At 65.1% G+C, this 3,112-nt stretch carries 2 protein-coding genes; both read left to right on the top strand.

Annotation, left to right across the window (positions count from 1 at the left end; translation table 11 throughout):
• Positions 1–488 precede the first annotated feature (488 nt).
• Positions 489–2,030 (top strand): IS21 family transposase, encoded by a 1,542-nt coding sequence (gene istA, locus K3M35_RS25485; protein ID WP_220667255.1) that lies wholly within the window; start codon positions 489–491, stop codon positions 2,028–2,030.
• A gap of 66 nt (positions 2,031–2,096) precedes the next feature.
• Positions 2,097–2,861: an IS21-like element helper ATPase IstB gene (gene istB / locus K3M35_RS25480; protein WP_220667254.1), complete on the top strand. Its 765-nt coding sequence runs from the start codon at positions 2,097–2,099 to the stop codon at positions 2,859–2,861.
• Positions 2,862–3,112: the final 251 nt, after the last annotated feature.

The raw sequence follows: 3,112 nt of genomic DNA, 5'->3' as shown, positions 1-3,112 counted from the left end.
CGTCGAGTCGAGTTGGTAGCTCTCTCGAAGAATCACGCGGTGACCGTCTTTCGTCCGGTTACGACACGCCGGTCATCGGATCCGATCCGGCTCGTACACCATCCTGATGGACGCAACCCAGCGAAGGTCTCCCGTCGTGAAGTGGAGCTGCTACGACACACACTTCAACGACCGGGAGACCTTCGTGGTTCACGCTAACGCACCTCTGACTCCGAGGGGCCGGCTGCTGCTGGCCCGACGCATCATCGACGAGGGATGGTCCATCGCCAGGGCCGCCGAGCACTTCAACGTTGCCTGGCTGTCAGCGGTCATGTAATTCCCCAGGTTGAGGGGTCGACCCGTCACGTAATTCCTCACCCGCCTGTCACGTAATTCCCCACCTTTGGGGCGTGTCGGCCGGGGTGTGGGTGCTGCTGCAGGTTCGCTTCTTCCCAAGGTCCACCGAGGGCCTGGGAAGGGGCCCGACGGTGGCAAGGAGAACGTGGACCATGACCGATCTGATGGAGTTGTTCCGGCATTGGCATGCCGGCCGCTCCCAGGTGCAGATCTCGACAGCCCTGGGACTCGACCGCAAAACCATCCGCAAGTACTTGGCGCCGGCGCTGGCGGCGGGGTTGAGCCCGGGCGACGGCGGGAAGTTCGACGAGAACCTGTGGCGCGAGTTGATCACGTCCTGGTTCCCGGAAGTGGTGGACCCGACGGCGCGGGCGGTGACCTGGCCGGCGATCGCCGCCCACCACGCCTGGATCGAGGGCCAACTCGACGAGTCGGTGACCGTGGCGACGATCGCTCAACGCCTGCGCGACGATCGCGGTGTTCCCGTTTCGGAATCGACCGTGCGGCGGTATATCGCAACACGATTCGCCGATCGTGTCGCGGCGTCGAAGGCCACGTTTCCCCGTGGACCGGTGCCGCCGGGCGACGAGGGTCAGGTCGACTACGGCAAGTTGGGGATGTGGCGCGATCCGGCGACGGATCGGCGGGTGGCGGTGTGGGCGTTCGCGGTGATTCTGGCGTGTTCACGGATGCTGTTCGTCCAACCGGTGCTGCGGATGGATCAAACCTTATGGTGCGCCTCGCATGTGGCCGCGTTCGAGTTCTTCGGTGGCGTCCCGGCGCGGATGGTGTGCGACAACCTCAAAACCGGGGTGGACCGTCCCGATCTCTACGATCCGCAGATCAACCGGGCCTATGCCGAACTCGCCGACTTCTATCAGGTGCTCATCGATCCGGCGAGGGCCGGCAAACCCAAGGACAAACCACGCATCGAACGCCCGATGCCCTATATCCGGGACTCGTTCTTCCGGGGCCGCGAGTTCACCTCGCTGACGCAGATGCAGGACGCCGCACTGGCATGGTGCACCGACGTCTACGGCCGGCACCAGCATCGCGGTCTCGGTGGTGCGCACCCGGCGGTGGTGTTCGACGCCATCGAGAAGAACACCCTGACGCCGTTGCCGCCCAGGAGGTTCGAGCCGGTGGTCTATTCCACCGGCAAGCTGGCCCCGGACTGTCACGTCAAGGCCGGCAAGGCGTTGTATTCGGCGCCGTGGCAGCTGATCGGCCGACGATTGCTGGTGCGCACCGCGGGGGATGTGGTGCAGATCTTCCACGACGAGCAGGTCGTGGCCACCCATGTGCGTCGCCTGTCCGGGAGAGCGACCAATCCCGAGCATTATCCGCCGGAGAAGACCGCGTTCACGTTGCAGACGGTGGTGTGGTGCCGGGTCCAGGCCGAGCAGATCGGGCCCGGTGCGGTCGCGATCGTCGACGAGTTGTCCCAGGTCAACGCGATCCATCGACTGCGAGCGATCCAGGGCATCATCCGGCTGCGGTCGCGTTACGACGATGCCCGCATCGATGCGGCCTGCGCCCGTGCCCTCGAGGTCGGTGATCCGCGTTATCGCATCGTCAAGGGCATCCTCGTCGCCGGCACCGAACACGACGGCCAGGACACCGTCGATGCCGGGGTCACCGCGCCGGCGTTGCTCCGTGGGCCGGCCGCGTTCGACACCGAACGATCCGCTTGATCCGTTCATATCGCCAGAAATATTGAACTGCAATTACTTTCACTAGATGCTGTGAGGACACCTGTCATGACCATCCATGATCCCAGCCTGCGGGCTGCGTTGAGAACCTTGAAGCTGACCGGCATGCTCGACACCCTCGACGCGCGCCTGGCGCAGACCCGCGACGGGCAGCTCGGGCACCTCGAGTTCTTGCAGGTGCTCTGCGAGGACGAGATCGCCCGCCGCGAAACCGCCGCCTTGGCCCGGCGGGTGCGCCGGGCCAAGTTCGAGCAGCAGGCCACCTTCGAGGACTTCGACTTCACCGCCAACCCGAAGCTCCCGGCCGCGATGCTGCGGGATCTCGCTGCGCTGCGGTGGCTCGACGCCGGCGAGTCGGTGATCCTCTACGGACCCGTCGGCGTCGGCAAAACCCATGTGGCACAAGCGCTAGGGCATCATGTGGCCCGACGCGGCGGGGACGTGCGGTTCGTCAAGTGTTCCCGGATGCTCGCCGATCTGGCCGGTGGACACGCCGACCGCACCATCGGCCAACGGATGCGCGAATACACCCGGCCGCTGGTGTTGATCATCGACGACTTCGCGATGCGCGAGCACACCACCACCCAGTCCGATGATCTCTACGATCTGGTATCCGACCGGGCGATCGCCGGCAAGCCGTTGGTTCTGACGAGCAACCGGGCCCCGAAAGACTGGTATCCGCTGTTCCCGAATCCGGTCGTGGCCGAGTCCCTGCTCGATCGGTTGATCAACACCAGCCACCAGATCCTGATGGACGGCCCGTCCTACCGGCCACGCAAACGCCCCGGGAACCGCACCGCGGCCGCGAACTGAACCAACCCGGGCACCGGCCCGGCTACCCTCGACTCAGCACACCCGGACATGGGGAATTCCATGACGGAAACCCCTGGGGAATTACGCGACGGTCGACACCTGGCCGACCGCGAAACGCTGGGCCACTCGCTATGAATCGTCCCTGGTTTCATTGAGGGTGAGCCAGATATCCCGGAAGGATCACCCCAGACTCACCATGGCGAACTACAAATACCCACAGGAACTGCGCGAGCGAGCGACCCGACTCGCCG

It is taken from the genome of Rhodococcus sp. DMU2021, from assembly GCF_019641445.1.
Lineage (GTDB): Bacteria > Actinomycetota > Actinomycetes > Mycobacteriales > Mycobacteriaceae > Rhodococcus > Rhodococcus pyridinivorans.
Note: the sequence above shows the minus strand (reverse complement) of the source record. Positions and strands in the feature narration are given on the sequence as shown.

What these genes read in the sequence shown, in the direction of transcription:
- istA (WP_220667255.1), top strand. Translation starts at nt 489, where the DNA reads ATGACCGATCTGATGGAGTTGTTCCGGCATTGGCATGCCGGCCGCTCC.
- istB (WP_220667254.1), top strand. Translation starts at nt 2,097, where the DNA reads ATGACCATCCATGATCCCAGCCTGCGGGCTGCGTTGAGAACCTTGAAG.